Source organism: Massilia sp. Masssp93, from assembly GCF_059491295.1.
This window is the reverse complement of sequence record NZ_CP168502.1, coordinates 1,507,157-1,530,743: the sequence shown is the minus strand read 5'-3', so window position 1 is coordinate 1,530,743 and position 23,587 is coordinate 1,507,157. Positions and strand designations below refer to the sequence as shown.

Here is a 23,587-nt window from a genome sequence, read left to right as displayed (position 1 = left end):
TCCTTGTTTTATAAGATGGGATCGCACCCGAGCGGCGCCTCGGCCACGCGCACGCGCGGCGCCAGGGCGCACATCAATTCATAGCCGATCGTGCCGGCGGCCTGGGCCACCTCGTCGATGGGCAGGCCGTCGCCCCAGAGCGTGACCTTGCTGCCCACGTGCGCGTTCGGGATGGGCGACAGGTCGACGGCCATCATGTCCATCGACACCCGGCCGACGAGCGTCGTGCGGATGCCGTCCACGAGCACGGGCGTGCCGTGCTCGGCGTGGCGCGGGTAGCCGTCCGCGTAGCCGCAGGCGACGACGCCCACCGGCAGCGCCCGGTCGGCCTGGAAACGGCTGCCGTAGCCCACGCTGTCGCCCGGTTCCAGGTGCTGGAGGCCGATGATCTCCGACTTCAGGGTCATCGTCGGGAGCAGGCCGTAATCCCGGGCCGACCGCCCGCCCGGCGTGCCGCCGTACAGCATGATGCCGGGCCGCACCCAGTCGCTCTGGAGTTCCTGGACGAGTTCCGCCGTATGCAGCACGCCGCCGGAATTCGACAGGCTGCGCTCGCCGGCGAGGCCGTCCGCGCCGAGGCGGAAACGGCGCACCTGTTCGGCGATCGACAGGCGCGGATGCTCCAGCTCGTCCGCGTTCGCGAAATGCGTCATCAACGTGATGTTGCGGATGCCGGGGACGGCGCGCAGGCGCTGGTACGCCGCCGCGAACTCGTCCGGACGGAAGCCGAGGCGGTTCATGCCCGTGTTCATCTTGAGGTGCACGTCGATCGGGCGGTACAGCCGGGTGTATTCGAGCATCCTGACCTGCTCGATGCAATGCACCGTGCTGTCGATGGCGTGCTCGGCCAGCAGCGGGATGTCGGACGTGTCGAAGATTCCCTCTAATAAAAGAATCGGCTTCGTCCAGCCCAGCTCGCGCAGGCGCAGGGCGTTTTCGGTTTCGATCAGCGCCAGGCCGTCGGCCGCCGCGAAGCCGCGCCTGCCCCGTTCCAGGCCGTGCCCATAGGCGTTCGCCTTCACCACGGCCCAGATTTTCGCCTGCGGCGCGCAGGCGCGCGCACGGGCCAGATTATGCTGCATGGAGTCGAGGTGGATGGTGGCGTGCAGGGGGCGTGGCATGGCTTGCAGATGGGGGCGGTTGGCGGCGAACGAAAGGCATATTTTACCTGCGGCAGTGAAATGCCGTATTGTCGATTCCTTGGGCGAACGGTTCTTTCATGGTATAAAGCAACCCATCCAGTTTTTTGGCCTTTTCGAATGAATCGTGGTTTTTATACCATCATGGCGGCGCAGTTCTTCTCGTCGCTGGCAGACAACGCGCTGATATTTGTCGCGATCGGTCTGCTAACGGCGATGAAAGCCCCGGCGTCCCTGACTCCACTGCTGAAGCTGTCGTTCGTCCTGTTCTACGTCCTGCTGGCCGCTTTCGTCGGCGCGTTCGCCGATTCGATGCCCAAGGGACGGGTGATGTTCATCGCCAATTTAATCAAAGTTTTCGGCTGCTGCCTGATCTTCTTCGGCGTGCATCCCCTCATCGCCTGCGCGGTCGTCGGTTTCGGCGCCGCCGTCTATTCGCCCGCCAAATACGGCATCCTGACCGAACTGCTGCCGCCGGAACGACTCGTCGCCGCGAACGGCTGGATCGAGGGCCTGACCGTCATGTCGATCATCCTCGGCACCGTCATGGGCGGCGCCCTCGTCAGCGCCCACGGCGGCGCCTGGCTGATGACCCTGGACGTGCCCTATATCGAAACCGGCATCAACACCCCGACCCGGGCCCAGCTCGCCGTGCTGATCTTCGTGTACGCGCTGGCGGCCGGCTTCAACCTGCGCATTCCGGACACCGGCGCGCGCTACGAACACCAGGAACGCAACCCGGCCAAGCTGATCGCCGACTTCGCCGACTGCTCCTCCACGCTGTGGAAGGACAAGCTGGGGCAGATCTCGCTGGCCGTGACGACGCTGTTCTGGGGCGCCGGCGCGACCCTGCAATTCATCGTGCTGAAATGGGCCGAGCGCTCGCTGCACATGCCGCTCGACAAGGCGACGAGCCTGATCGGCGTCGTCGCGATCGGCGTCGCCGTCGGCGCGGCGCTGGCGGCCAAGCTGATCCCGCTGAAGAAATCGCTGACCGTCATCCCGCTGGGCATCCTCATGGGCCTCGTCGTGATGGGCATGACGCTCGTGTATTCGCTGACCATCGCCGTGCCCCTGCTGCTGCTCATCGGCCTGTTGTCGGGCTTTTTCGTCGTGCCGATGAACGCCCTGCTGCAGCACCGCGGCCACGTCCTGATGAGCGCCGGCCACTCGATCGCCGTGCAGAACTTCAACGAGAACCTCTCCATCCTCACCATGCTGGCGCTGTACGCCGTCATGATCACGCTGAACCTCGACCTGAACGTCATCATCGTCATGTTCGGCTTGTCGCTGGCCAGCATCATGTGGCTGATCGGCCGCCGCCATGCCGCCAACCAGCGCGAGCACGATTCGCTCGCGCTGATCGGCGAGCACAAACATTAAATCGTAAACCGGGGTCAGAGCCCGAATTTGGGCAACATCCTCGGAGCAATCACGGCAGTGACGCCTGGCCGTTCTCTTAAATAATTTCTTAAAACCGGGCTCTGACCCCGGTCTGATGCCGCTCAGGGACGCAGCCGGCTTCTGGCCCGTTCGCGCCAGTCGTCGGGGACGATGAATCCGCGTTCGAATTCGACGATCGCGTCCGCGCAGTTGCCCGATTGCTCGCGCACGAGCGCCACCAGCACGGGCGTGTCCGACACCATGAAATGATCTGCCAGTTCCGCGGCCAGCTGGGCCTTGTCCAGCATCCACGTGGCCGATTGCGCGCGGAACGGCGGCAGCCATTGCAGGCGCGGCAGGATCAGGAAGCGGTCGCCAGGCAAGGCGTCGAGTTCGGCCAGGGCGCACCAGAAGCCGCGGCAGTGGCCCGCCGTGATCCCCTGCATCGCGTGGTAGGTGCCGCGCGGGTAGAACAGCCAGCCCTTCACGAGCGCGCGCGCCGCGACGACGGGCCGCGGCAGCACGTCCTGCGCGGCCGGGTGGCTGCCCAGCAGCAGCTGGCGGTCGAACACCTTGCGCATCTTGCGGCCCAGGCTGTCGGCCAGGTTCGGGCCGACGAAGGTGTCGAAGCCCACCGCCGATTCGTCCTGCAGCAGGTAGAACTTGGTGGCGAACTCGATGTGTTCGACGCCTTCGCCCGCGTCCAGTAGAAAATCGAACTCACCCACCGTATCGTTGCGGCTCGCCCGCACCTGCAGGCCGTGCGCGACGAGGCGCCCCTGGTGCGCGAAATAAAAGGCCATCAGCTTTTCCGCATACAGGCCGAGGCGCGTGGTCATCTTCGCGCCGAGCGCGGCGTCGAGCGGTGCCGGATCGGCGTCGAGTTCGCGCAGCCAGCGTTCGGTGTCCGGCGTCATCAAGCCCAGCGTGGCGACGCGACCTTCCCAGTGCGGGTCGTGGATGTCGAGCAGGTCGGGGGCGTCCAGCAGCCAGGCCAGCGCCCGCACCCGTGCGCGCCGCAGATGGCCCCAGCGGCGCTCGAAGCAGGCCTGGTAGGTGTCAGTCCGATCGTGCACGGGCGTGCCTTGCCCTGCACAGGTCGGCCCAGGCCAGGGCCTTGTCGGCGCCGCGCCGCAGCAGTTCGCCCGGATGCAGCGTGGCCACCAGGTCGACGGCACGCCCGCCGGCGTCCAGCGCGTGGACCTCGCCGCGGCTGCCGGCCAGCGGTTCCGGCAGCGGCCTGCCCAGCAGCGTGTTGGCGGCGATCTGGCCGAGCGTGAGCACGGTGCCGGCGCCCGTCAACGCCACCTCGCGTTCGAGGTAGGGACGGCACGCGGCCGCCTCCTGCGGGGTGGGCGCGCGTTCGCCGCCGTTTGGCGTCGTGGGACGGCACTTGATCAGATTCGTCACATAGACGTCGCGCTCGCGTCCCATGCCGACGGCGGCCAGCATGTTGTCGAGCAGCTTGCCCGGATCGCCCGCCAGCGGCACGCGCGCCTTGTCGTCGGCAGCCGTCGTGGCGCCGGCCGCGACGAGCCAGCGCGCCTGTTTCGCGCCCGTGCCCGGCACCGGCGCGCGGCCTTCGCGGCAAGCGCTGCAGCGGCGGCAGGCGGCGATGGCGATGGCCAGCTGGTCCCAGTCCATGACCGCGATTTCTTCCGGCGTCGCAGCGCTCGGCAAGGCCGCATCGTCCCAGGCCGAGTCGACGTCGACCGGCGCGAGCGCGGACACCGATTGCGCCACGGGCTGCAACGGCGACGGGCCGGGCGCGCGCGGCTGCGCCGGCCCGACTGGCCGTGCCGGCGGCGCGACGGGTGCGGGCGGCGCGGCGGGCGGCGCGGCGACGGGCGCCAGCGCGGACGCCGACTGCGCGACCGGCTGCAGCGGCGACGGTCCCCGCGCGGCGGCCGGCGGGGGCGCCGCGGCCTCCTCGACGGCAGCCGCCGTGCGCAGCTGCCACAACGGCGCGAGGCCCATCTCGTTCAGGAAGATGGCGTCGCGTTCACTGACACCGTTCATAACATATACCTCATCACGATCGCATCCTCGCGCCGGCCTTCGTGCGCGGGGTAATAGCCTTTGCGCCGGCCGATCTCGGCATAGCCGTAGCGCCGGTACACCTGCAGCGCGCGCGCGTTCGACGGCCGCACCTCGAGCAGGATCGACTCCATGCGCTCCGCGCGCGCGCGGGCCGCGATGCGGTCCAGCAGGTAGCGCCCGACGCCGCGGCCGTGCAGCGGCGCCGCGACGGCCACGTCGAGCAGGTGCGCCTCGTCGACCGCATACATCAACAGGAAGTAACCGGCCAGCGCGCCTTCGGGCCCGCGCAGCACCCACGCGTCATAACCGCTCGCCAGCGAATCCATGAAATTCGCGTGGCTCCACGGATGCGGAAAGACGCTGCATTCGAGGGCATGCACCGCGTCGACGTCGCCCACGACCATCGGACGCAGTTCCAGGCGCGCGGCGTCGTTCATCGCTTGTCCTGCTCCGCCCCGGCCTTGGCCGCGTTGATGGCCTGGCGTTCGGCGCTCGTGTACGCGACCTTGTTGCGCAGGTACAGCGGCTGCGCTTCGTCGGCCGGCACGGCGCGGCCCGCGGCCAGCGCGGCCACGCCCAGCAGCGCGAATTCGCGCGCGTGCGGCAGGATGTCCGCGTGGGCGCCGGCGGCGAAAGCCTGTCCCGCGAACGCGTCCGGATACGCGGCGAAGCCGTTGCCGCAGGCGGCGAGGCCAGGCGCGGCTTCGGGCGCGACGGCGGCAGGCGCACACAGCGCGGGCGCGCGCACGACCTGCCATTCGCCCATCCAGCGGTACTGCGCCCAATAGACTTCGCCCATGCGCGCATCCAGCACGGCAAGCACCTCCGTCGCGCCCGTGCGGGCGCGGCAGGCCTCGGCCATCGCTTCCAGGGTCACGAGCGGCAGCACGGGTTTCTTCGCGCCGAACGCGAGGCCCTGCACCACGCCGCACGCCGTGCGCACGCCCGTGAACGAACCGGGACCCGCGCCGAACGCGATGGCGTCGCAGTCGGACAAGGCCACGCCCGCTTCGCGCAACAGGTCCTGCACCATCGGCAGGACGGATTGCGAGTGCGTGCGCACGCCGGACGATTCACGGGTCAGTACGGGAGCGTCCGCGCCGGCCGCGCTGTTCAACAAGGCGCAGGACGCCAGCTCGGACGAGGTTTCGATTGCGAGGATGATAGGCATGGCGTATTGTAACCCGGCGGCCCGGCCGGCCAAAAGCGCGGAACCGTTGTAAAATCCCGCCCATGTCCAGCCTCACCCTCGAGCCCGATACCCGCGACCAGGTCGCCGCCGCCGTCCATGGCGACGGCTGGATCGTCGCCTGCCTGTGCGCCGCGTGGTGCGGCACCTGCTCGTCCTACCGCACCGCGTTCGACGGCCTGGCCACGCGCCATCCGGACAAGACCTTCGTGTGGATCGACGTGGAAGACAGGGCCGACGTCGTCGGCGACCTCGACGTCGACAACTTCCCGACCCTGCTCCTGCAGCGCGGCGACGCCGTCGCGTTCTTCGGCACGATGCTGCCGGATGCGGGCGTGGCCGACCGCCTGATCCAGGCGCAGGCCGGGCTCAGCGCCGATGAACTGGCGCGCCAGGCCAGGTCCACGCCGGAACGGCAGGCGTGGCAGCGCGAGTGCAATCTGCGCGCCCTGCTGGCGGGCACAGCCGAATAGGAAACACGTAGGGTGGGCGCCCCGCGCCCACGCATGACGCCGACATGCCACAATCGCGTTACGCCAACCGCAGCGGCAAGCTCCGCAAGCGCTGCCCCGTCAACTTGAACACGGCATTCGCCACCGCCGGCGCGACGGGCGGCACGGCCGGTTCGCCCATGCCTTCCGGCGGCGCCGCGCTCGGCATGATGATCGTCTCGACCGCGGGCGCCTGCGCCATCCGCAGCACGGGATAATCGCCGAAATTCGATTGCTGCGGCTGTCCGCCCGCGAACGTGATCTCGCCCGCCAGCGCGGCCGACAGGCCGAACACGACGCTCGACTCCACCTGCTGCGCCACGATGTTCGGATTCACCGCGAGGCCGCAATCGACGGCGCACACGACGCGGTGCACGCGGATCTCCCGTCCCTCCACCGACACTTCCGCCACCTGCGCGACGACCGTGCCGAACGACTGGTGCACGGCGAGGCCGTGCGCTCGCCCCGCGGGCGGCGTGCCGGCGCGCGCGAGCGCGGCGTCCATGACCGCGAGATGGCGCGGGTGATCGCGCAGCAGCGCGCGCCGCCATGCGGCCGGGTCCTGGCCCGCCGCATGCGCCAGTTCGTCAGCGAAGCTCTCCTTGAAGAACGCGTTGTGCGAATGGCCGACCGAGCGCCAGTACCCGACCGGCACCGCACTGTCGACCGCGACGTGGCGGCAGCGCCGGTTGGCGATCGCATACTGCATGTCGTACTCGCCCTCGGCCGTCGTCTTGTCCGGACCGACGCCGGGCAGGCCGAGGTTGCGCGGAAAGTACTGATGGCCGATGGCGCCGCTGGCCAGCTTGCTGTCCCATGCGAGCACCTTGCCGTCCGTGCCCACGCGGGCCGTGTAGCGGGCCAGCGCGGCCGGGCGGTACACGTCGTGGCCGACGTCGTCCTCGCGCGTCCACACCAGTTGCACGGGGCGGCCGCGGGTCTGCATCGCCACGGCGACGGCCTGCGCGACCATATCCGTCTCCAGGCGCCGGCCGAAGCCGCCGCCCAGCATCGTCACCTCGATGGCCACGTCGTCACGGGCGACGCCGGCGACGTTCGCCGCGATGTCCACGGCGATGCTCGGCACCTGCGTGGGCGACCACAATTTCACCTTGCCGTTCAGGACCTGCGCCGTGCAGTTCTGCGGTTCCATCGTCGCATGCGCGAGGAACGGTGCGCGGTATTCGGCATGCACGGTGCGCGCGCCCGCCAGGTCCGGCCCGTCCTGGCTGCCGGATTCGAAATAGGCATAACCCGACTCTTCGTCGAGCGCCCGCGCGAACCCGGCGAACACCGACTCGCCCGACAGCGCCGCGTGCGGACTCGCGGTCCATTGCACGGGCAGCGCCTGTGCCGCCTGTTTCGCCTGCCACCACCCCTTGGCCACGACCGCGACCCCGGCGCCGGCGCCGGAAAACGGCGCCAGCACGGACGACACGTCGACGACTGTCACCACGCCCGGCAGCGCCGCGACCTTGCCGGCGTCGAAGCCGGCGACGCCCGCCCCCAGCACGGGCGCCATGCGCAGCGCCGCGTACAGCAGGCCTTCCGGGCGCACGTCGATGCCGAAGACGGCCTGGCCGTTCACTTTCGACGGCGTGTCGCGTCGCGGCAGCGGCTTGCCGATCAGGCGATATTGCGCGGGCGTCTTGAGGCGCACGTCGTCCGGCCCGATGTCGGCGCCCAGCGCGGCCGCCCGTTTCGCCAGCAGGCCGTAGGGCGCATGCCGTCCGTCCGGATGCACCACCATGCCGTCGCGCGTGGCCAGCGTGCTGGCCTGCGCGCCCCACTGCTCGGCGGCGGCGCGCACCAGCATCGCGCGGGCGACGGCGCCCGCCGTGCGCATCGTCGGCCATGCATCCCTCACGCTCGTCGAGCCGCCCGTGAACATGATGCCCAGCTCGCGCGCCACCTTGCCCGCGATCCAGCGCGCGCCCTGCGGCAGGGCGCCGGCATCGTCCGGGTGGAACGGCAGGGTGTCGCGCAGCACCGTGAGGTTGGCGAAGATCTTGTCGATGGGCGCCTGCACCACGCGCACGGAGGCCAGAGGCGCGTCCAGCTCCTCGGCCAGCAGCACGGGCAGCGCCGTATGGACGCCCTGCCCCATCTCGCTGCGCGGCACGACGACGTCGACCGTGCCGTCGGGCGCAATGGCGACCCAGCCGTTCAGGACGACGGTGCCGGCATCGTGCACGGCGGCGGCGGCCGTCGCGCGCAGGCGCTGGCGCGGCGGCGCGACGCCCCAGCCCACGACGAGCGCCGTGCCCGCGGCCAGGCCGCCGAGCAGGAAGCGCCGGCGCGCCTTGCGTACGCCGCGTACGCGTCCACCGTCTTCCTTATCCGAACCTGGTGCGTCCGTGTCCCGCATCGTCTGTCCTCCATGTATCCAGCAATTCATCCGCCGCCATCGGCCGGCCGTACAGATAGCCCTGCGCGCGCCGGCAGCCCTGGCGCAGCAGGAACGCGGCCTGTTCGACGGTCTCCACGCCTTCCGCGATCACGGCCAGGTCCATGCTTTTCCCCAGCTGGACGATGGCGACGGCGATCGCCTCGTCGTCCCCGCAGCCATCCTTGCCCGCGGCGATGTCCTGGATGAAGCTGCGGTCGATCTTCAACGTCTGCACCGGCAGCTGCTTGAGGTAGGCGAGCGACGAATAGCCGGTGCCGAAATCGTCGATCGCCAGCTCCACGCCGAGCGCATGCAGGTCGTTGATGTACTCGAGGGCGTCTCCCGTATTCATGATCACGGATTCCGTCACCTCGAGCTGCAGCCGCTGCGGCGCGAGGCCCGTGTCGGCCAGCGCGCGCGCGACCTGCGGCGCCACGCTGCCGCGGTCGAACTGGCGTCCCGACAGGTTCACCGCGATCTTGGGCACGTACAGTCCGGCCGTTTCCCACGCCACCACCTGGCGGCAGGCCTCTTCCAGCACCCAGGCGCCCAGCTGGCCGATGAAGCCGATGTCCTCCGCGAGCGGAATGAAGCGCACGGGCGGCACGTGGCCAAGTTCGGCGCTGTGCCAGCGCACCAGCGCTTCGGCGCCGATCAGGCGGCCCGTGTCGATCTCGACCTGCGGCTGGTAATGCAGGCAGATCTCGCCGCGCTCGATCGCGCGCCGCAGCAGGCCCTCCATGCGCAGGCGCTCGGCGCCGTCGCCGTCCATCGACGGCGCGTACAACTGGTAGCCGTTGCGCCCGCGCGCCTTGGCCTGGTACATCGCCACGTCGGCATTCCTGATCAACACGTTCATGTCGACGGCGTCGTGCGGGAACAGGCTGATGCCCACGCTGCCCGTGACGAACAGCTCGTAGCCCGACACGAGCACTGGCCGCTCGAACAGCTGCATCAGCTTTTCCGCGACCTGGCGCGCGCCGTGCGCGCCGTCGATGTCCTCGAGCAGCACGATGAATTCGTCGCCGCCCAGGCGCGCCAGCGTGTCGCCGTCGCGCAGGCAGCCGGCCAGCAGGCCCGCGACCTGCTTCAGGAGTTCGTCGCCGACGTGGTGGCCGAGCGTGTCGTTGACGGTCTTGAAGCGATCGAGGTCGATGAACATCACGGCGAGCTGGCGGTTGGCGCGCGCCGTGCGCACCATCGCGTGCTGCAGGCGGTCGTGGAACAGCAGGCGGTTCGGCAGGCCCGTGAGCGGGTCGTGGTGCGCCAGGTGGTCCAGCTTGTCCTGCGATTCCTTGGCCTTGGTGATGTCGGAAAACACGCAGACGTAGTGCGTGACGGCGTCGTGGTCGCCGCGCACGGCCGACACGGTCAGCCACTCCAGGTAGGCTTCGCCGTTCTTGCGCAGGTTGCGGATTTCGCCGCGCCAGAACCCCGTCTCCGCCAGGTCGGCCCACAGCGCTTCGTGGAACCCGGCGTCGGCGCCGGTCATGCGCGTGAGGTTCGAATACGTGCCGACGGCTTCGCTCTCCGTAAAGCCGGTGATCTGGGTGAAGGCGGGATTCGTGGCGGCGATACGGCCGTGCACGTCGATCACCATCACGCCGTCGGCGATGTGTTCCAGCACGGTGGCCGACAGGCGCAGCTTTTCCTCGGCCTGGCGCCGCTCCGTGATGTCGGCATAGACCCAGATGCTGCCTTCGTCCGGCCGCTCCGGATCGAGCGCGCGGCCGCTCACGGCGCACCAGAACAGGCTGCCGTCGCGGCGCCGGAACTGGCGGTCGGCGCTGAAGTCGCCGCCGCGCGCGAGGACCGGATTGGCCGCGCCGAGGCCCTGCTCGTAGTCCTCGACGGTGGGGAACAGCACCGCGATCGGATCGCCCACCAGTTCGCCCTCGGCATAGCCGAACAATTCGTCGAAACGGCTGTTGGTCGACACGACGCGCCGCTCGCGCACGTACAGGATGCCGAACATGACGTTGTCCAGCACCGCGCCCTGCTCGGCCAGCAGCGCCTCGATGCGCATCTCGTTGTATTTGCGCTCGCTGATGTCGGAGATGATTCCGTCGATCCAGAACGCGGCGTTGCCGTCGAATCCGACCGGCTGGCCGCTTTCCAGCACCCAGCGTTCGATGCCGGCGGCGTCGATGATGCGGTACTCGATCTCGTACGACCGCACGGCCACCACGGCCTCCTTGACCAGGTGCCGCTGCATCTTGCGGTCTTCCGGGCAGATCACGTCGGCCCAGCGGTCGGTGTGGGCGCCGATGAACTGGCTCGCCGGGTGGCCGGAAATGTCTTCGATGGCGTCGCTGACGAAGTCGATCAGCCCGCCCGGACGGGCACGGAACACGGCGCCCGGCACCTGCGTGACGATGGTGCGGAAGCGCTCCTCGCGCCGGCCGATGTCCTGGAACAGGTCGCCGATCGCGATGCGCATGCGCTCCAGCTGGGCGCCGAGCCGGCCCAGCTCGTCGTTCGTGGACAACTCCAGCGGCGCATCGAATTTGCCGCGCGACAGGCGGTCGGAAAAACTCATCAGCGTGCCCAGCGGGGCCAGCAGGCGCCGGCGCAGCAGGATCAGGATCAACAGCAGCGACACGACCAGCTGGACGGCCAGCACGAGCGCATAGCGCACCTGCTTGGCGCGCAGGGATTCCTGGCTGCGGCTGTCGTCCATCTCGACGGCCACGTGGCCGATCGCCTGGCCGTGCACGACGACATCGCGCTCGGCACGCAATACGTTGCCGCCGGGCGCGGCGGCGGCGCGGCGGTCGATGAAATCGCCCTCGGCCTGGGCGCTCACGTGCACGCGCACGACGGCCGGGTCGCGCATCAGCGAATCGACGAGCGAGCGGGCCGCGTCCACATTCATGTTCCACAGCGATTCCTGCATGCCGAGCGCGAGGATGTCGGCATTGCGCTGCAGGGTGTCGTCCAGCTCGCGGCGGGCGGCCTGCCGCTCCTGCACGCCGATCAGCAGGTAGCCGCCCACGACGGCCGGCACCGCGAGGCCGCCGAACACCATCACGAGCAGTGCGGCGTACAGCGAACGACCGTACAGCCGGGCGAGGCGCGACGGCAGCGCGGACAGGGCGACTCGGGGAAGGAAGGCCATGGCGGTGGGAGCGCTGCCGCCCGGTTTGTGGCCGGCACGACAACTATTGTGGCAAATCAATAAGGTAATCTTTTTTTTGATTATGCACGGAACAATTGCCGCACGTCACGATTTTTTGGCGTCCGCCGCAGGTGATAGCGGTAACCGTTACCAACCCGCCACGCCGGGATTTCGGGGGGCGGCCAGCGGCTTCGATGCAGGCTTGCTATCATCGGATTCTTTCTTCATGAAGGAGTCGACGATGACCATTTCCCTGTACACGGCCTCGGTGCCCGTATTCCGCCAGATCCTGGGCAGCCTGGCGGCCATCCTGACGAAGGCCGAGGCGCACGTGGACGCGAAAAAACTGGACCCGGACGCCCTGCTGCAGGCGCGCCTGTTCCCGGACATGTTCCCGCTCCTGCGCCAGGTGCAGCTGACGACGGATTTCGCCAAGGGCGCGGCGGCGCGCCTGGCGGGCGTCGAGGTGCCGCGCTACGACGACGTCGAGCACGATTTCGCGGGCCTGCAGGCGCGCCTGGAAAAGACGCTGGCATTCCTCGACACGGTGGCGCGCGAGGCGGTGGACGCGGGCGGCGACCGCGACGTGACGATCGGCACGGGCGCCAATCAGCGCCAGTTCAAGGGCGAGGTCTATTTATTGCACTACGCGCTGCCCAACTTCTATTTCCACGCCGCGACGGCGTACGACATCCTGCGCCATAACGGGCTGGACATCGGCAAGCGGGATTTCGTCGGGTCCTTCTAATATCGGGCGAGTAGGGCGGGCACCCCGTGCCCGCGCATGACCCATCCGTTGTGTCGGCATTGCGCGTGACGTGCGCGGTACGGCGGCATTGCGCGTGGGCACAGGGTGCCCACCCAACCAACAAGGGTCAGGTGTTGCGGCGCGGATAGCCCTGCGCGAGGATGCGCTGCCACACGGCTTCCTTCTGCTCCGCCGTCATCGAGACCCAATGGGCCACCTCGACGACGGTGCGGCCGCAGCCGCGGCAGACGTCGTCGAACGTGGTCGAGCAGACGGCGACGCAGGGCGTGTCCGGACGCGGCGGGAGCGGTGCCCCCGCGGCATCAACGGACGGGGCCGACATCGAGCTTGTCCCAGCCTTCATGGCCGAGCTTTTCCATGGTGTCGATATTCTTCTCGAAGATCTCGGACGCGTCCGGAATCGCTTCCACCGCGCGGTCGATGCTGTCTTCGCGCAGCAGTTGCAGGACCGGGTACGGCGAGCGGTTCGTAAAGTTCTCGATGTCGTTCGGGTCCGTGTCCGCGAACTGGTAGTCCGGATGGAAGCTGGCGATCTGCAGCTCGCCGTCCAGGCTCAGGTCTTCGACGGCGGCATCGGCCACGTCGAGGAATTCGTTGAAATCGAGGAAATCCTGGAGGACGTACGGGTGGATCAGCAGGGTCGTGTCGACCTGCTCCGGATCCGCGTCGGCCAGCAGCTGCAACTCGTCCATCAGCGCATCCAGCAGGGACTCGGGCGTGCGCGCATGCGACACGACGTAGCGGACCTGGTCCTTGACTTGCACCGCCTTGGCGAACGGGCACAGGTTCAGGCCGATGACGGCGCGGTCGACCCAGCGCCGGGTGGCGGCGACGATCGCGTCGTCATCCACGTTCTCGTTGGCAATGCTCATGTGAAGCTTTCAAAAAATACAAACCGCATGATGCGGAGACGGCAATTGTACGCGGACTTTGCGTCCTCTCATAGAACGCCCGGCACGTCGGGCTACCTTGGCAGGCAGGGCCGGCGCAGGTGGTATTACCCGCCGGTTGGTTTAGTCCAGGTACAAATTTGACAATATGCGCCCGCCGGACGCGCGGGTCCGGCCGGCGCCATCTCACCATACCCCAGGGGGTATAGGCAAAATCACTTGATATCCGTCAGTCAAACTCTACTCAGCCGGAACGATACTCCCGCAAAATCCGTCTCAGCGAAGGCCGGAATTAGCAAAAAGAATAGACAAGGTTTTTTGTAACCGCGCCGACATATTTCTTGACTGACTCGGTAACTGGTCCGTACACTTCGCCTTCATTCGTCAGTCCTGCCGTTCCTGGACGCAACACTGGAAAGCTATGAACGAAACGACTCGCTCCACTTACGCCCTGACCGTCGCGCTCCTGCTGGGACCCGCGCTCGGTCACGCCGCCGACAGCGCCCCGAGCCCGATCGCCCAGAGCAGCAGCGGCAGCGCCGCCGCGATGGCCAAGGCCGTCACGCCGCAAGCGCCGACCCTGTCCAAGTCCGACGACTACAAGGACCCCGACCTGTGGGCCCGCATCCGCAGCGGCTATGCCATTCCCGACATCGACGACGCGCTCGTCGCCAAGCACATCCAGTGGTACGCCAGCCGTCCCGACTACCTGACCCGCACCTCCAGCCGCGCCTCGCTGTACCTGTACCACGTCGTGCAGGAACTCGAAAAGCGCGGCATGCCGACGGAACTGGCCCTGCTGCCCGTGATCGAATCCGCGTTCAATCCGCAAGCGCTGTCGAACGCCGACGCGGCCGGCATCTGGCAATTCGTGCCGGGCACGGGCCGCGACTTCAACCTGAAGCAGAACATGTTCAAGGACGAGCGCCGCGGCGTGCTCGCCTCCACCGACGCCGCCCTCACCTATCTGCAGCGCCTGTACACGATGTTCGGCGACTGGCAACTGGCCCTGGCCGCATATAACTGGGGCGAAGGCAATGTGCAGAAGGCGATCCAGAAGAACCGCGCGCTGGGCAAGCCGACCGACTTCGAGAGCCTGTCCGAACTGATGCCGGCGGAAACGCGCAACTACGTGCCGAAGCTGCAGGCCGTCAAGAACATCATCGCCAATCCGGCCCAGTACGGCGTCGTGCTGCCGACGATCGACAACACGCCGTATTTCGTGGCCGTCGACAAGACGTCCGACATCGACCTGGCCGTGGCCGCCCAACTGGCCGAGATGTCGGTCGACGAATTCAAGGCCCTGAATCCACAGTTCAAGAAGCCCGTGATCACGGGCGAATCGACCAAGATCCTGCTGCCCAAGGAAAACGCCGAGAAGTTCAACCTGAACCTGGCGCAATGGGGCCGCGCGCTGTCGACCTGGACCACGCACAAGATCACGTCGGCCCGCGAAAGCATCGCCTCGCTTGCCGCCAAGCTGGGCACGACGCCGGAAGTGATCCGCCAGGCCAACAACATCCCGCCGCAGATGCGTCTCAAGGCCGGCTCGACCATCCTCGTGCCCAAGACGAGCGCCACGGCCGGCAACGACATCGCCGAGAGCATCGTCGAGAACGCCTCGATGGTGCTGGAAGCCGACCGCGGCGAATCGCGCCGCAGCGGCCACAGGTTGAGCGGCGCGCAACGCATCCGGGCCAGCGCCGCGCACGCGGTGGCCGAGATCAAGAGCCGCGTGTCGCGCGGTTCCAGGCCGGCCGTCAACGCCAACGGCCGCAAGCGCCGCTGAGGCGCCGCGGCCGGCGCGCCGGCCAGTCGTATCATTTCGACCACGCGACGGGTCCACGACCCGTCTTCCCGCGCACATCTCGACGCGTGCCGTGCACGCTCTTCAAAAGTACGGTATAGTGTCGTTTGTGCGCTGCAATAACCGCGTTTGCGATAGTCGCCGCGGCAGTTCACCGAAGTCGTCAAGTAGTAAAACCGCAGCATCGCAAGCCCAGGCATCCACGACGGATGTCCTTTCATAAAGCCCTCCCGCCCTGCGTGCCGAAACAGGCACCATCCCGGCGCAAAGCTTTTGTGCCGAAATTTCTTTCGTTTCAGAGTCATTTCGTATTGTTGGCTCGCGTTGCTATTTCGCGTTCCGCTCGAATAGCGTGGACGCTCACTGATCCATACCGAAAGTAAAGTACACATGAGTTTTGAAGCACTAGGCTTACACGCGTCCATCGTCAAAGCAGTTGCACAGGCCGGCTACGAAAAGCCGACCCCGGTGCAGGAGCAGGCAGTGCCGGCAGCTATCGCGGGCCGCGATCTGCTGGTCTCGTCGCAAACCGGTTCGGGCAAGACGGCGGCATTCATGCTGCCCGCCCTGAACAAGTTCGCCAACATCGAACCCGCTCCCGCAGCCCGCACGCCGGCGCAGGAAGCGCAATCGACGCGCGCCCGTGGCGAACGCGTCCGTTTTAAGGCGGCCCAGCCGAAAATGCTGGTCCTGACCCCGACCCGCGAACTGGCCCTGCAGGTGACCAACGCGACCGAGCAGTACACCGCACACATGCGCCGCATCCGCGCCGTGTCGATCCTGGGCGGCATGCCGTATCCGAAGCAGATGCAACTGCTGGCCAAGAATCCGGAAATCCTCGTCGCGACCCCGGGCCGCCTGATCGACCACATGGAGTCGGGCAAGATCGACTTCTCGCAGCTCGAGATCCTCGTCCTGGACGAAGCCGACCGCATGCTGGACATGGGCTTCATCGAAGACATCGAGAAGATCGTCGCCGCGACGCCGGATTCGCGCCAGACCATGCTGTTCTCGGCCACGCTGGATGGCGTCGTCGGCAACATGGCGCGCCGCATCACGAAGAACCCGCAAGTGATCCAGATCATGAGCGCGACCAATCGCCACGAGAACATCGTGCAGAAGGTCCACTTTGTCGACGACCTGTCGCACAAGAACCGCCTGCTCGACCACCTGCTGCGCGACGAAACCATGGACCAGGCCGTCGTGTTCACCGCCACCAAGCGCGACGCCGACATGATCGCCGACCGCCTGAACATCGCCGGCTTCGCCGCCGCCGCGCTGCACGGCGACATGCACCAGGGTGCCCGCAACCGCACGCTGGACAGCATGCGCCGTGGCCAGGTGCGCGTGCTCGTCGCGACCGACGTCGCCGCGCGCGGCATCGACGTGCCGTCGATCACCCACGTGGTGAACTACGACCTGCCGAAGTTCCCGGAAGACTACGTGCACCGCATCGGCCGCACGGGCCGCGCCGGCCGCAACGGCACCGCAGTCTCGCTCGTGAACCACGCGGAAAGCATGAACGTGCGCCGCATCGAACGCTTCACCAAGCAGACCATCCCGGTCGACGTGGTCGAAGGTTTCGAGCCGAAGCGTTCGGCGGCACCGCGATCGGGCGCACGTCCGGGCTGGAAGCCGGGCGACGGCCGCAACGCCGGCAAGCCGGGCCAGCGCAGCTTCCACAAGCCGGGCGGCGAGCAGCCGGGCGGCCAGCGTGAAGGCGGCTACCGCGGCGACGCACCGCGCGCCGGTTATCGTGCCGACGCGCCGCGTCGTGAAGGCGGCTATGAAGGCCAGCGCCGCGGAGGCGCGCCGCGCCCGGGCGGTTTCGCTGCCGACGGCCAGCGTCGCGAAGGCGGCGGCGGCTTCCGCAGCGAAGGCGCCCCGCGCCGCGAACGCAGCGGCTTCGGCGCGCACCCGCGCTCGGCCGACTCGGCCCGCCGCACGTTCGGCGATCGCTGATCGCACGTTCAGTGATCGGCGACCGCTGATCACTGATCGCAGATCGCGTGACACCGTAAGCACTCCCTCGTCGTCCCCGCGCAGGCGGGGACCCAATGTTGCCAGCGTTTCGTTAACGCGCGCAGTACTTGGGTCCCCGCCTTCGCGGGGACGACGTTTTTGTGCGCAGCGTTATAACGCGCAGCTGCGGAATCCGGCAAAGATGTCGTCCCGCTCCGGCGTGTAGAAATTCCGGAAATGCGGCGAGCGCAGCCGCGCCGGCGTGGCGAACGATGCGCCGCGCAAGGTCTGGCGCGTGCCGAACCACGGGGCCGAGTAATCGCGGTAACGGTCAGCCTCGAAGCCGGCGAACGGCAGGAAGACGGATGCCGTCCATTCCCACAACTGTCCCCACGCGAAGCCCGGCTGGCGAGCCGCCGCCGCGTATTCCCACTCGTCTTCCGTCGGCAGGCGACGGCCGGCCCAGGCGCACCAGGCCTGCGCTTCGTACAGGTTCACGTGGCGCACGGGTTCCGCGAGGTCCAGCGCCACCGGACGGCCGAAGCGCACCGTATGCCAGTCCTCGCCCTCGCGCGCCCAGTAGCGCGGCGCGGAACGCTCCTGCGTCATGAGCCAGGCGCGGCCGGCGTCGGTCCAGTACTGCGGCCGCTCGTAGCCGCCGTCGTGCACGAAATCGAGGAACGCGGCCGTGCTGACGAGCGAGGCGTCGATGGCGAACGGCGCCACCTTGACCAGCGCGGCGTTTTTCTCGTTGTCGAACACGAAGCCGGACGACTGGTCGCCGCCGCGCATGAAACTGCCGCCGGCGAATGCGATCTCGCCCGCGCCGCCCGCCACCACCGACTGCACCCGCGGCGCCAGCGGCCCGTTTGGCGCGGGCGCGCCGCGCGACTGCAGCGTCTGCAAGGAATACATGAACGCCTCCCCATGCATGTCTTCGTGCGCCAGCGCGAGGCGGTACGGGTACAGGGCAAGATCGTCGTCGGCCTCGTGCGCGAGGCGGTCGAGGATGCGGTCGAGGACTTCGTGGCAATACGTTTTGACGGCGCCCGGCGGCGGCAGGTCGAGGGTCCAGCGCGCGGCGTGCGGGACCGTGCCGGAATCGAACCAGTCGTCCCCGCGCGCCAGCAGCGAGTGCCCGTCGGCCGCGCCCGGCCGGCTGTCCAGCGCGCCGCGCAGCACGAACCATTCGGCGAACCAGGCCGTATGGCCCAGTTCCCACAGCGGCGGATTCACGATCGGCAGGCGCGGCACACGTGCGGCGTCATCGTAGCCGGCGACGGCGAGGGCTTCGAACAGCGCGAGCGTATAATGCCGCGCATCCTGCAGCGCGACGGCCAGCTCCCTGGGTCCCGCGTGGCGGAACGATGCTTGATTGACGGTCATGCATCATTGTACGACCAATCCCGCTTCCCGCTTCCGACCCCAATTCGACTCCGATTCCGCCCCGATGGCCCGTGCCCGCATCCACATCGTCAGCCCCGCGTCCGCGCGCGACAACAACGGCAACTGGCAGACCGCCAGCCGCTGGCGGCGCCACCTGGCGCGCGACTATCGCGTCACGGTCGGCCCGGGGTGGCAACCGCCGGACGACGTCCCGGACCTGCTGATCGCCCTGCACGCGCGCCGCTCCGCCGCCGCGCTGGCGGCATTCACGGACGCCCATCCGGACCGCCCGGCGCTGCTCGTCATGACGGGGACGGACCTCTACCGCGACATCCACGTCGACGCCGCCGCGCGCGCGTCGCTCGACCGCGCGCGCGCCGTCGTCGTGCTGCAGCCGCGCGGCCTGGACGAGCTGCCGCAAGCCTTGCGTCCCAAGGCCCACGTGATCTACCAGTCGGCCCCGCGCCTGGCTCCCGCCCGGCCGCACCTGCCGTTCGACGTCGCGATGATCGGCCACCTGCGCGCCGAAAAAGACCCGCGGACGTTCATGGACGCGGCGCGCCTGGTCCGCACGCCCGGCGTGCGCCTGCTGCACATCGGCGCCGCGCTCGATCCGGAACTGGGCCGGCGCGCGCGGGAGACGGAACAGGCCACGCCGGCCTACCGCTGGCTCGGCGCCCTGCCCCACATGGCGACGCGGCGCCGGCTGCGCCGCTGCCACGCGATGGTGATCGCCTCGCGCATGGAGGGCGGCGCCAACGTGATCATCGAAGCGGTGACGAGCGGCGTGCCCGTGCTGGCATCAAGCATCGCCGGCAACGTCGGCATGCTGGGCGAGGATTACGCGGGCCTGTTCGCGCCCGGCGACGCGCCCGCGCTGGCCGCGCTCATCGAACGCAGCGTGGCCGATGCGCGCTTCGTCGAGCGCCTGCGCCGCCAGTGCGCGGCGCGCGCGGCGCTGTTCGCCCCCGCGGCGGAGCGAGCGCGCCTGCTCGACTTGGTGGATAATCTGCTCTCCGACGAACGCAAGCACCCATAAGCACAACCATGAGCACAGGTATGAACACTTCCGCCGACCAACCCATCAAACTGACCTCGTTCTCCCACGGCGGTGGCTGCGGCTGCAAGATCGCGCCGGGCGTGCTGTCCGAGATCCTCAAGAAGTCGAGCGGCTTCCCGGTACCGAAAGAGCTCATGGTCGGCATCGAGACCGCCGACGACGCGGCCGTCTACAAGCTGAACGACGAACAGGCGCTGATCGCGACGACCGACTTCTTCATGCCCATCGTCGACGATCCGTTCGACTTCGGCCGCATCGCCGCCACCAACGCGATCTCGGACGTGTACGCGATGGGCGGCACGCCGATCATGGCCCTGGCCCTCGTCGGCATGCCGATCAATAAACTGCCGCTGGAGACCATCGGCAAGATCATCCAGGGCGGCGAATCGATCTGCGCGGAAGCGGGCATCCCCATCGCGGGCGGCCACACCATCGATTCCGTCGAGCCGATCTACGGCCTCGTCGTGCTGGGCCTCGTGCACCCGTCGAAGGTCAAGCGCAATGCCGATGCGCGCGCGGGCGACGTGCTCGTCCTCGGCAAGCCGCTGGGCGTCGGCGTGCTGTCGGCGGCACTCAAGAAGGACCAGCTGGACGCGGACGGCTATGCCGCCATGGTCGCGAACACGACGAAGCTGAACAAGCCGGGCAAGGCCTTGTCGGAACTGGCGGGCGTGCACGCGCTGACGGACGTGACGGGCTTCGGCCTCCTGGGCCACCTGCTCGAACTGGCGCGCGGCGCGACGCTGACGGCGAAGCTCGACATGGCGAACATTCCGCTGCTGCCGGGCGTCGAGGCGCTGGCCCAGGCGGGTTATTTCACCGGCGCGTCCGGCCGCAACTGGGATGCGTACGGCCACGACGTGCTGCTCGGCGGCGCGATCACCGACACGCAGCGCGTGCTGCTGACCGACCCGCAGACGTCGGGCGGCCTGCTCGTCGCGTGCGATCCGGGCAGCGTCGACGAGGTGCTGGCCTTGTTCCGCCGCGAAGGCTTCGGCGCCGCCGCCGTCATCGGGTCGATGGAAGCGGGCGCGCCGCGGGTGGTCGTCGGCTAAACCGTGAACAAGCCGCCGTCGCGGTCCGGATGCGTGGCGTCCGGATCGACGTCCAGCACGATCCCGTCCGCGCCGAGTATGCGCGCGGGCAGCAGCTGGATGATGTCGTAGCGCTTCTGTTCCGCGTACTGGCGCGAGCCGGCGAACGCGGTCGACTGCGACAGCCAGGACAGGCTCGCCGCCCCGCCCTCGACCAGCGTGCCGCAGCACAGGCCCGAGCCGTACACGCCCACCCGGTACGACGGCTGGCCTTCCGCCGCCACGTACAGCGCGGCATGCACGCCCGTGAAATAGTTACTGATTGCGCCATCGAGGTCGGCCTGCGTGGGATCGTAGTCGACCGCGAAATAGATCGCGGAGCCGAACGGCTGGCCAATGACGTCGCGCGCCATCCGGAACGCCGCCGCGCCGTCGGCGAGACCCTGGGCGCGGGAAAAGTAGCCGGCGCGGGTGCCGCTCGTTTCCCACACGACGCCGATGGCGAGTCCCGCCTGCGACAGCGCCCGCGCCTCCCCGAGCGACAGGTTCTTGGCCGCGTTCCAGCTGTAATAGCGCAGCGCGAAATCGTAACCTTGCGCCTTGAGCGCCGCCGCGTGGCGCGTCAGTTCCAGCGTCGTGTCCAGACCTTTCAGTGCCGGCATAGGGCCTCCGTGGCGACAAGAAGGGCGTACTGTGCCACTCGACTGTCCTAGAGCAATTGATTGTTCGCAAAAACCGCTTGTCGCAAAACGGGCGCAACCGTGGTAGCCAAACGACAACACAGGAAACGCTTGACACGCCAAACAAAATTCACTTAGAGTGGAGAAATGTTCTCCCCTCTGCCTCTGTCGACTTCCCTATCGCTTGCCGGCGCGCTAACGCTGGCAGCCCTGCTACTACGCGCGTAAATCGCCGTTGTCCCGCCCGGCCAAGCTTGCCGGATTCGTAGCCCAAGGAAAGTTGTACCGATGTTTGCCACTATCCCATTCACGCTGTCTGCCCTTTTCGCCGGAGCCTTCCTGTCGTCTGCCGGCGCGCGTGTGCTGTTTCCTTCGCTGCTGAAACTACCGATCGGTTGCCGGGCCCAGCGTCCCGTGGCCCGTCCGGCAGCCTCCCGCCACAACGATAGAAACGACACATTCACCAGCATTTGAAATCAGGAGCCACCGCCATGTTGACCAATCCCGCCGCCAAATACCGCCCCTTCCCCGCCGTCCCGTTGGACAACCGCCAATGGCCGAACCGCATCATCGACAAGCCGCCGGTCTGGATGAGCACCGACCTGCGCGACGGCAACCAGGCGCTGATCGAGCCGATGAGCCCGGAAAAGAAACTGCGCTTCTTCGAAAAGCTCGTGCAGATCGGCGTGAAGGAAATCGAGGTGGGTTTCCCGTCCGCGTCGCAGACCGACTTCGACTTCGTGCGCATGCTGGTCGAGGAAAAGCGCATTCCGGACGACGTCACCATCATCGTCCTCACGCAGGCCCGCGATGAGCTGATCCGCCGCACCGTCGAATCGTGCGTCGGCGCGAAGCAGGCCATCATCCACGTCTACAATTCCGTCGCGCCCGTGTTCCGCCGCGTCGTGTTCGGCATGAACCAGGACGAGATCCTGCAGATCGCCGTGAACGGCACGAAGCTGGTCAAGGAACTGGTCGCGCAGCATCCGGACACGAAATGGGGCCTCGAGTATTCGCCGGAATCGTTCTCGACGACGGAACTCGATTTCTCCAAGCGCATCGTCGACGCCGTCGTCGACGTGTGGCAGCCGAGCGCCGACAACAAGGTGATCGTCAACCTGCCGTCGACCGTGGAAGCGGCGACGCCGAACGTCTACGCCGACCAGATCGAGTGGATGTGCCGTAACCTGAACCAGCGCGAGCACCTCGTGATCAGCGTGCACCCGCACAATGACCGCGGCACGGCCGTCGCCGCCGCCGAACTGGCCGTGATGGCCGGCGCCGACCGCGTCGAAGGCTGCCTGTTCGGCAACGGCGAGCGCACCGGCAACGTCGACCTGGTCACCCTGGCATTGAACCTCTACACGCAGGGCGTGCACCCGGGCCTGGACTTCTCGGACATCGACAGCGTCCGCCAGCTGGTCGAGGAATGCAACCAGATCCCCGTGCACCCGCGCCACCCGTACGTCGGCGACCTCGTGTTCACCGCATTCTCCGGTTCGCACCAGGACGCGATCAAGAAGGGCTTCGCCAAGCAGCAGGCCGACGCCATCTGGGAAGTGCCGTATCTGCCGATCGACCCGGCCGACCTGGGCCGCAGCTACGATGCCGTGATCCGCGTGAACAGCCAGTCCGGCAAGGGCGGCATGGCCTACCTGCTCGAACAGGAATACGGCCTCGAATTGCCGCGCCGCCTGCAGATCGAGTTCTCGCGCGTCGTGCAGAAGCATGCCGACGCCACCGGCCGCGAAGTGGCCGCCGCCGACATCCACGCGCTGTTCGACCGCGAGTACTTCAACCAGGACAACGCCGCCTACCGCTACGTCTCGCACCGCCTGGTCGAGAACAGCGAGGGCGAGGAGCGCGTGCAGATCGACACGACCGTGCAGCACAACCGCGTGACGGAACCGCACCAGGGCAGCGGCAACGGTCCGATCGACGCCTTCGTCAACGCGCTCGGCCTGGACATCCGCCTGATGGACTACCACGAGCACTCGATCGGCTCCGGCGCCGACGCGCGCGCCGCCTGCTACGTCGAGCTGCGCCTCGCGAACGGCCCGACCCTGTTCGGCGCCGCCATCGACAGCAATATCGTCACCGCGTCGTTCAAGGCCGTGCTGTCCGCCGTGAACCGCCAGCTGGCGCTCAGCGCGGAACAGGGCGAACAGCGCGCGGCCTGAGTGCGGTGCGGTCTGGTGGGCACGAGGTGCCCACCCTACGTCCCGGGCGAACGACGCGTCGCCTGATCGG

The 23,587-nt window shown here is 68.1% G+C and carries 19 protein-coding genes; 8 read left to right on the top strand and 11 right to left on the bottom strand.

Annotation, left to right across the window (positions count from 1 at the left end):
* Positions 1-8: 8 nt before the first annotated feature.
* The gene (gene alr, locus ACEN9Q_RS06545) at positions 9-1,121 is read right to left on the bottom strand and encodes an alanine racemase (protein ID WP_495627756.1); all 1,113 of its coding nucleotides are present in this window, start codon (positions 1,119-1,121) and stop codon (positions 9-11) included.
* Between the two features lie 138 nt (positions 1,122-1,259).
* Here alr and lplT point away from each other — a divergent pair, with 138 nt between their 5' ends.
* On the top strand, positions 1,260-2,522 hold the full coding sequence (gene lplT / locus ACEN9Q_RS06540) for a lysophospholipid transporter LplT (protein WP_495627755.1): 1,263 nt from the start codon (positions 1,260-1,262) through the stop codon (positions 2,520-2,522).
* Between the two features lie 122 nt (positions 2,523-2,644).
* On the opposite strand, the gene ACEN9Q_RS06535 is transcribed toward lplT, so the two are convergent.
* Genes ACEN9Q_RS06535 through tsaB form a run of 4 tightly spaced genes read right to left on the bottom strand, consistent with a single transcriptional unit; the run spans position 2,645 to position 5,733 of the window.
* On the bottom strand, positions 2,645-3,598 hold the full coding sequence (locus ACEN9Q_RS06535; protein WP_495627754.1) for a DUF1853 family protein: 954 nt from the start codon (positions 3,596-3,598) through the stop codon (positions 2,645-2,647).
* A complete protein-coding gene (locus ACEN9Q_RS06530) occupies positions 3,582-4,541 on the bottom strand; it encodes a uracil-DNA glycosylase (RefSeq protein ID WP_495627753.1) in 960 nt (319 codons plus the stop codon). Before ACEN9Q_RS06530 ends, ACEN9Q_RS06535 begins: the two co-directional genes overlap by 17 nt.
* A complete protein-coding gene (rimI, locus tag ACEN9Q_RS06525) occupies positions 4,538-4,999 on the bottom strand; it encodes a ribosomal protein S18-alanine N-acetyltransferase (RefSeq protein WP_056450351.1) in 462 nt (153 codons plus the stop codon). Before rimI ends, ACEN9Q_RS06530 begins: the two co-directional genes overlap by 4 nt.
* The gene (gene tsaB, locus ACEN9Q_RS06520) at positions 4,996-5,733 is read right to left on the bottom strand and encodes a tRNA (adenosine(37)-N6)-threonylcarbamoyltransferase complex dimerization subunit type 1 TsaB (protein WP_495627752.1); all 738 of its coding nucleotides are present in this window, start codon (positions 5,731-5,733) and stop codon (positions 4,996-4,998) included. The genes rimI and tsaB overlap by 4 nt, the downstream gene beginning before the upstream one ends.
* A 62-nt stretch (positions 5,734-5,795) precedes the next feature.
* Between tsaB and ACEN9Q_RS06515 the strand changes: the two genes are divergently transcribed.
* Positions 5,796-6,224 carry a thioredoxin family protein gene (locus tag ACEN9Q_RS06515; RefSeq protein WP_495627751.1) on the top strand — a complete coding sequence of 143 codons (429 nt, stop codon included), beginning with the start codon at positions 5,796-5,798 and terminating at the stop codon, positions 6,222-6,224.
* A gap of 58 nt (positions 6,225-6,282) precedes the next feature.
* Here the strand turns inward: ACEN9Q_RS06515 and ACEN9Q_RS06510 are convergent, their stop codons facing one another.
* Together ACEN9Q_RS06510 and ACEN9Q_RS06505 are read right to left on the bottom strand one after the other, a co-directional pair.
* A complete protein-coding gene (locus tag ACEN9Q_RS06510) occupies positions 6,283-8,610 on the bottom strand; it encodes a xanthine dehydrogenase family protein molybdopterin-binding subunit (protein WP_495627750.1) in 2,328 nt (775 codons plus the stop codon).
* Positions 8,579-11,749: a bifunctional diguanylate cyclase/phosphodiesterase gene (locus ACEN9Q_RS06505; RefSeq protein WP_495627749.1), complete on the bottom strand. Its 3,171-nt coding sequence runs from the start codon at positions 11,747-11,749 to the stop codon at positions 8,579-8,581. The genes ACEN9Q_RS06510 and ACEN9Q_RS06505 overlap by 32 nt, the downstream gene beginning before the upstream one ends.
* A gap of 241 nt (positions 11,750-11,990) precedes the next feature.
* On the opposite strand from ACEN9Q_RS06505, the gene ACEN9Q_RS06500 reads away from it, so the two are divergent.
* Entirely contained in the window at positions 11,991-12,497 is a 507-nt protein-coding gene (locus tag ACEN9Q_RS06500) for a DUF1993 domain-containing protein (protein ID WP_495627748.1), read from the top strand.
* A 127-nt stretch (positions 12,498-12,624) separates the two neighbouring features.
* Here the strand turns inward: ACEN9Q_RS06500 and ACEN9Q_RS06495 are convergent, their stop codons facing one another.
* Together ACEN9Q_RS06495 and ACEN9Q_RS06490 are read right to left on the bottom strand one after the other, a co-directional pair.
* Positions 12,625-12,840 (bottom strand): DUF1289 domain-containing protein, encoded by a 216-nt coding sequence (locus ACEN9Q_RS06495; protein ID WP_495627747.1) that lies wholly within the window; start codon positions 12,838-12,840, stop codon positions 12,625-12,627.
* Complete coding sequence (locus ACEN9Q_RS06490) at positions 12,821-13,390, bottom strand: DUF1415 domain-containing protein (protein ID WP_495627746.1); 570 nt, start codon at positions 13,388-13,390, stop codon at positions 12,821-12,823. Before ACEN9Q_RS06490 ends, ACEN9Q_RS06495 begins: the two co-directional genes overlap by 20 nt.
* A gap of 439 nt (positions 13,391-13,829) precedes the next feature.
* On the opposite strand from ACEN9Q_RS06490, the gene ACEN9Q_RS06485 reads away from it, so the two are divergent.
* Positions 13,830-15,197 carry a transglycosylase SLT domain-containing protein gene (locus tag ACEN9Q_RS06485; protein ID WP_495627745.1) on the top strand — a complete coding sequence of 456 codons (1,368 nt, stop codon included), beginning with the start codon at positions 13,830-13,832 and terminating at the stop codon, positions 15,195-15,197.
* Positions 15,198-15,605: 408 nt separating this feature from the next.
* Positions 15,606-17,177, top strand: coding sequence for a DEAD/DEAH box helicase (locus tag ACEN9Q_RS06480; RefSeq protein WP_495627744.1), 1,572 nt, complete (start codon positions 15,606-15,608; stop codon positions 17,175-17,177).
* Positions 17,178-17,348: 171 nt separating this feature from the next.
* Here the strand turns inward: ACEN9Q_RS06480 and senA are convergent, their stop codons facing one another.
* Positions 17,349-18,563, bottom strand: a complete 1,215-nt coding sequence (senA, locus tag ACEN9Q_RS06475; protein ID WP_495627743.1) for a selenoneine synthase SenA — start codon at positions 18,561-18,563, stop codon at positions 17,349-17,351.
* 64 nt (positions 18,564-18,627) lie between these two features.
* Between senA and senB the strand changes: the two genes are divergently transcribed.
* Positions 18,628-19,602 carry a selenoneine biosynthesis selenosugar synthase SenB gene (senB, locus tag ACEN9Q_RS06470; protein WP_495627742.1) on the top strand — a complete coding sequence of 325 codons (975 nt, stop codon included), beginning with the start codon at positions 18,628-18,630 and terminating at the stop codon, positions 19,600-19,602.
* Between the two features lie 20 nt (positions 19,603-19,622).
* Positions 19,623-20,678: a selenide, water dikinase SelD gene (selD, locus tag ACEN9Q_RS06465; RefSeq protein WP_495627741.1), complete on the top strand. Its 1,056-nt coding sequence runs from the start codon at positions 19,623-19,625 to the stop codon at positions 20,676-20,678.
* Here the strand turns inward: selD and ACEN9Q_RS06460 are convergent.
* Complete coding sequence (locus ACEN9Q_RS06460; RefSeq protein WP_495627740.1) at positions 20,675-21,319, bottom strand: DUF1906 domain-containing protein; 645 nt, start codon at positions 21,317-21,319, stop codon at positions 20,675-20,677. The genes selD and ACEN9Q_RS06460 overlap by 4 nt on opposite strands.
* 509 nt (positions 21,320-21,828) lie before the next feature.
* Between ACEN9Q_RS06460 and leuA the strand changes: the two genes are divergently transcribed.
* Positions 21,829-23,517: a 2-isopropylmalate synthase gene (leuA, locus tag ACEN9Q_RS06455; protein WP_495627739.1), complete on the top strand. Its 1,689-nt coding sequence runs from the start codon at positions 21,829-21,831 to the stop codon at positions 23,515-23,517.
* Positions 23,518-23,587: the final 70 nt, after the last annotated feature.

Excerpts from the sequence above, each read along its gene's own strand:
- ACEN9Q_RS06495 (WP_495627747.1), bottom strand. The coding sequence starts at position 12,840 with ATGTCGGCCCCGTCCGTTGATGCCGCGGGGGCACCGCTCCCGCCGCGT.
- ACEN9Q_RS06515 (WP_495627751.1), top strand. The coding sequence starts at position 5,796 with ATGTCCAGCCTCACCCTCGAGCCCGATACCCGCGACCAGGTCGCCGCC.
- alr (WP_495627756.1), bottom strand. The coding sequence starts at position 1,121 with ATGCCACGCCCCCTGCACGCCACCATCCACCTCGACTCCATGCAGCAT.
- lplT (WP_495627755.1), top strand. The coding sequence starts at position 1,260 with ATGAATCGTGGTTTTTATACCATCATGGCGGCGCAGTTCTTCTCGTCG.
- ACEN9Q_RS06505 (WP_495627749.1), bottom strand. The coding sequence starts at position 11,749 with ATGGCCTTCCTTCCCCGAGTCGCCCTGTCCGCGCTGCCGTCGCGCCTC.
- ACEN9Q_RS06480 (WP_495627744.1), top strand. The coding sequence starts at position 15,606 with ATGAGTTTTGAAGCACTAGGCTTACACGCGTCCATCGTCAAAGCAGTT.
- ACEN9Q_RS06510 (WP_495627750.1), bottom strand. The coding sequence starts at position 8,610 with ATGCGGGACACGGACGCACCAGGTTCGGATAAGGAAGACGGTGGACGC.
- senA (WP_495627743.1), bottom strand. The coding sequence starts at position 18,563 with ATGACCGTCAATCAAGCATCGTTCCGCCACGCGGGACCCAGGGAGCTG.
- ACEN9Q_RS06530 (WP_495627753.1), bottom strand. The coding sequence starts at position 4,541 with ATGAACGGTGTCAGTGAACGCGACGCCATCTTCCTGAACGAGATGGGC.
- selD (WP_495627741.1), top strand. The coding sequence starts at position 19,623 with ATGAACACTTCCGCCGACCAACCCATCAAACTGACCTCGTTCTCCCAC.
- leuA (WP_495627739.1), top strand. The coding sequence starts at position 21,829 with ATGTTGACCAATCCCGCCGCCAAATACCGCCCCTTCCCCGCCGTCCCG.
- tsaB (WP_495627752.1), bottom strand. The coding sequence starts at position 5,733 with ATGCCTATCATCCTCGCAATCGAAACCTCGTCCGAGCTGGCGTCCTGC.
- ACEN9Q_RS06490 (WP_495627746.1), bottom strand. The coding sequence starts at position 13,390 with ATGAGCATTGCCAACGAGAACGTGGATGACGACGCGATCGTCGCCGCC.
- ACEN9Q_RS06460 (WP_495627740.1), bottom strand. The coding sequence starts at position 21,319 with ATGCCGGCACTGAAAGGTCTGGACACGACGCTGGAACTGACGCGCCAC.
- rimI (WP_056450351.1), bottom strand. The coding sequence starts at position 4,999 with ATGAACGACGCCGCGCGCCTGGAACTGCGTCCGATGGTCGTGGGCGAC.
- ACEN9Q_RS06500 (WP_495627748.1), top strand. The coding sequence starts at position 11,991 with ATGACCATTTCCCTGTACACGGCCTCGGTGCCCGTATTCCGCCAGATC.
- senB (WP_495627742.1), top strand. The coding sequence starts at position 18,628 with ATGGCCCGTGCCCGCATCCACATCGTCAGCCCCGCGTCCGCGCGCGAC.
- ACEN9Q_RS06485 (WP_495627745.1), top strand. The coding sequence starts at position 13,830 with ATGAACGAAACGACTCGCTCCACTTACGCCCTGACCGTCGCGCTCCTG.